This window comes from Roseibium sp. (assembly GCF_025698965.1).
Classification (GTDB): Bacteria; Pseudomonadota; Alphaproteobacteria; order Rhizobiales; family Stappiaceae; genus Roseibium.
Genome location: NZ_JAILWL010000540.1, coordinates 1 through 4,160, shown reverse-complemented (window position 1 = coordinate 4,160; position 4,160 = coordinate 1). Strand labels below are relative to the sequence as shown.

The window sequence follows — 4,160 nt, the reverse complement described above, 5'->3', positions numbered from 1 at the left end:
AGCAGCGCCGCGTCGCGTGTTAAAAATCCTGCCTGGAGCTCGGTGCCTATGCGAACAGATCGCCCATGTCAGACAACAGGGCATCCCGGCCTTGGAAGATCCTGGAAAATCCGGCTTTTAAGCTTGGCGCCGGGCATTTTACATTTTCGCATTTGCGTGTGGCATCACGCCTGTTCGTCCAGTTCGCCCAATGCGCAGGGCAAAACGACGTGTTGCTTCTAGTGGCCGGCTCCCCTCAGAAACAAGCCAACGACCTGGGCAACGCTTTTTTCGATCACCTTGCTTGTGAATTTTTTCGCCGACAGCACGGCCGCAAGATGTATATCGCCGCGAACGGCTCCCAAAAACTGCTCAGCAGCAATTTGCGGATCGTCGACATCAAGATTTCCGATGACCTTCTGCTCACGAAAAAACGCGGCAAGATGATGGCTCGCCCGGCTCGGACCGTTTTCGAAAAAGGTGCGAGCCAACTCAGGGAAATGTGGAGCTTCGGAGACCATGGCACGGTAAAGGGCAAGGCCGTCCGGTGACAGGAGTGCCGACAGATAGTCCTTTCCCATCCTGTTAAGCGCGTCCTGCAAATCACTGTCGCCGAGTGAAGGTTGCAGTGCTGCAAGAACCCGGTCCGAGACACGTGAAACAATGGCTTCGAACAATGCTTCCTTGCTCGGAAAATGATTGTAGAGCGTTCGTTTGGAGCCTCCAAGCCGCGCGTGAACCTGATCCATACTGGCCCGACCGTAACCTTCCTTCAGGAACAACTCGGTTGCGATTGCGAGAATTTCTTCCCGCTTTTTCGCCTGCCTTCGCTCGTGCCCGCTTAACGCCATACCCAACGATCTTTACCTCGGTCTGATTGTGACTTGAAATGTACGATACTGTACCGTATCTGTAAAGGGTACGCACTCGTACCATTAAGAACGGAGAACAGGCATGCTTACGTCAGCACCGAACAAATCGCTGGAATGGATAAACCTGACCTTGGGCGCTGCTTTGGTCGCGGCGACCCTTGTCACAGGTTTCGCAGCGGACTCGGCAGCCACCTGGAATGCCTATGTAAGCGGAACGGTCATTGTCATCTGTGCAACGATTGCATTGACGAAATATGGCGATTGGGTCGAGTGGACAAATGTAGCCGCTGGCGGCTGGCTCCTGATCGCACCATTCGTTCTCGGCTTCGCCTCCAATGCACCGGTCCTGTGGATTCATGTGTTGATCGGACTGGCAGTCGCAATTCTCGCCGGGACGCAACTTGTCAATTGCCGAAACAACAAGACCGCCTGACCGGCACATGAGTAACCCTCACAAGATCCCGGCGATACGTGCCTCCCCGCAACGGCGCCGGATCGGGAACGCACCACGGCTTGTCCCGCCGTGGTGCGTTTCATGAACCGACAATAGGGCAGACAGGAAGCAGGCATGTTCAGGATATTGAAACGGCTCACGAAATGGACGTTTGCGTTCTTGATACTGACCGCTGTCGGTCTTTTGGCTCTATTTTTCGGTCGTGACTATTGGACGAACGGGCGTTTCCTCGAAGTCACCGACAACGCCTATGTGCGGAGCGACATTGTTGCCATAGCCCCGAAGGTTCCAGGCTACATCATCGAGGTTTCTGTCAGAGACAATCAACCGGTCCAGGCAGGCGACATTCTGTTCCGTATTGACCGTGAAGATCATGAAGCAAGACTGGCGCAAAGCAGTGCGAGCCTGCGGGCGGCCCGCGCAGCAAAGGTCAGCCTCGCCAAAGAACGCAAGTTACAACAGGCTTTGATCGAAGAGGCAAAAGCCGGGTTGGCAGCGGCCAAAGCTGAAGCGACCCGAACAAGGCGCGATCGAAAACGCGCAGACAACCTTGTCAACAAAGGCTGGGCAACTGAGCAACGTCACGATACGGCCGTCGCACTTCAGGTGCGTGCCCAGGCAGCGGTTGACCAGGCTCAGGCCAGACTTGCCGCACGTGAACAGCGCCTCGCTGTCATCGACACGGAAACGGTTCGTCTCGAAGCATCGATTGAACAGGCTTTCGCTCAGCTGAAACTTGCCGAAATTGCCTTGAACAATACAGTTGTACGGGCTCCCCTGTCAGGCATTGTCGGCAACAGACATGTTGAAGTCGGCCACTATGCGCAGCCTGGCGCGCCGCTTCTTTCGCTCGTTGCCACCGACCATATCTGGGTTGTCGCAAATTTCAAGGAAACGCAGCTCAGCCGCATTGAACCGGGCCAGAAGGTAAAAATACAAGTCGACACCTTTGGCGACAGGGAAATTTCAGGGCTGGTTGACAGCCTTGCTCCGGCAAGCGGCGCCGAATTCAGCCTGTTGCCCCCCGACAATGCAACAGGAAATTTCGTCCGGGTTGTCCAGAGAATTCCCGTGAAGATCCTGCTCGATAAGGAAAGCACAGCGCCGGATACTCTGCGCCCCGGAATGTCGGCCAGAGTCGCGGTCAGAACCGGAGGTACCCCTGAAGCGCCTTTAGCTTCTTTGTTCGAAATCGCACGGACACTGGTCGCTGAAATTCGGGATGCTCCGCAGGAGTTGGCCAGATGAAAGCCCAATCGTCGCAGGGTATGAGCGCTGACATCTCGGAACGAATTTCACTCGAACGCCCCCCGGCATCAGATGCTTTTATCTCGATTGTTCTTGCACCGGATAAGGAAAATGTATCTGTCGCAAAAACCGCTTTCGCCAGATGGATAATTTTGTCCGGCCTCACTCTTGCGGTTTTCATGGACGCGCTTAACGGGACAATTTTCAGCATCGCGCGTCCCCAGATCATGGGTGCGGTCTCGGCAACTCCGGACGAAGTATCCTGGATCAATCTCGGATATCTGATCGCAAAAGTCGCCTTTTTACTGGCTGCCGCCTGGTTGGTAGACCGGTTTGGCGAAACTCCAAACCTTTTCTGGTCCGTTTCTCTGGTTGCGATGGCGTCGATCCCATGCGCCATGAATGTCGAACTTGAAGCCTTTGTCTTTGCCAGGGTCGCACAGGGAGCAGCCGGCGCCGTCCTGCTCGTTTCAGCGCAGGCAATCCTTTTTCGTCTGTTTCGCAAACAACAGCAGGGCGTGATCCAGGCATTCTATGCTTTGGGCGTCGTTATGGCACCGACCACGCTGGCGCCGGCCGTACAGGGCTGGTTTACGGACCAGTTTTCCTGGACCTGGACATTCTGGCTGAACCTGCTGATTTGTGCAGTGGTAATGCTGTTCCTGATACCGTATCGGTCGTGCCTTCCCCGGACCTCCCGCAAGTGCCCACAATTCGACTGGATCGGCTTCATGTTGATTGGCCTGGCAGCTGCATCGCTTGTTTATGTGTGCCTGGAGGGACCGCGCTGGAACTGGTTCGATGATGGACATATCCTGCTTTGGACGTCCATCGGGCTTGGGGCGCTTGCCTTGGTCATTTTCTGGCGCGTATTGGGGCAAAACAGGTCGCAAATCTTTGAACGCCAGGTCTTTACCAACGCCCAATTTGCGTTTGGCTTTCTGGTCAGTTTCATCGCAGGTTTTGCACTGTTCGGCAGTGCATTTCTCTTCCCCGCATTCGCCCTTGGTGTTCTGCGCATGCCACCCCAGGACGCCGGTTTCCTGCTTTTGCCGTCCAGCCTGTCTGTTGGAAGCGGACTTCTGGCCGCCGGCGCATTGGTAACCTGGAAGAACGTCAATCCATTCAAGTTTGTCCCGCTCGGTGTCGTGCTGGTGATGACGGCTATGTGGATGTTATCCTGGTCAAGCCTCGAGAGCGGAGGACATGATCTTTGGCTTGGTTTGCTCTTGCGAGGTTTCGGGCTCGGCTTCCTTTTTCTTGCGGTCACGTTGATCGCGCTTGATCGGCTGAACAACAGGCATCTTGCCTCAGGTATAGGTCTATTCAATTTCGGCCGTCAGATGGGGGGCATAATCGGAATTTCGTTTCTGAGTACCTATCTAAACAATCAGGTTGCGCTCAATAGAAGGATCCTGATCGAAAACATCAATCCGGCAAACCTGCCGTTCCGGGAACGACAGGGCATTTTGGCGCAGGCCCTTCAAAACCACGGACTTAATCCCGGCTCTGTGGTCGAAGGCACGGCGACACTCATTCAAAAGACGATCCAGGCACAGGTTGCCGCACTGTCTTTCAACGAAGCCTTCTTTTCGCTGGTTTTGCTC

General features: G+C 55.0%; 4 protein-coding genes. 3 read left to right on the top strand and 1 reads right to left on the bottom strand.

Going from position 1 to position 4,160, the window contains the following annotated elements:
* Positions 1 to 218: 218 nt before the first annotated feature.
* Positions 219 to 830 (bottom strand): TetR/AcrR family transcriptional regulator, encoded by a 612-nt coding sequence (locus K5905_RS28965; protein WP_297590942.1) that lies wholly within the window; start codon positions 828 to 830, stop codon positions 219 to 221.
* Between the two features lie 103 nt (positions 831 to 933).
* Here K5905_RS28965 and K5905_RS28960 point away from each other — a divergent pair, with 103 nt between their 5' ends.
* The 3 genes from K5905_RS28960 to K5905_RS28950 all read left to right on the top strand — a co-directional run.
* The gene (locus K5905_RS28960; RefSeq protein ID WP_297590939.1) at positions 934 to 1,284 is read left to right on the top strand and encodes an SPW repeat protein; all 351 of its coding nucleotides are present in this window, start codon (positions 934 to 936) and stop codon (positions 1,282 to 1,284) included.
* Positions 1,285 to 1,419: 135 nt separating this feature from the next.
* Complete coding sequence (locus K5905_RS28955; protein ID WP_297590936.1) at positions 1,420 to 2,553, top strand: HlyD family secretion protein; 1,134 nt, start codon at positions 1,420 to 1,422, stop codon at positions 2,551 to 2,553.
* On the top strand, positions 2,550 to 4,160 hold a 1,611-nt coding region (locus tag K5905_RS28950; RefSeq protein ID WP_297590933.1), incomplete at its 3' end, for a DHA2 family efflux MFS transporter permease subunit. The genes K5905_RS28955 and K5905_RS28950, both read left to right, overlap by 4 nt.

Bases quoted from the DNA above. Each gene is read 5' to 3' on its own strand.
- K5905_RS28960 (WP_297590939.1), top strand. From the start codon at position 934: ATGCTTACGTCAGCACCGAACAAATCGCTGGAATGGATAAACCTGACC.
- K5905_RS28955 (WP_297590936.1), top strand. From the start codon at position 1,420: ATGTTCAGGATATTGAAACGGCTCACGAAATGGACGTTTGCGTTCTTG.
- K5905_RS28965 (WP_297590942.1), bottom strand. From the start codon at position 830: ATGGCGTTAAGCGGGCACGAGCGAAGGCAGGCGAAAAAGCGGGAAGAA.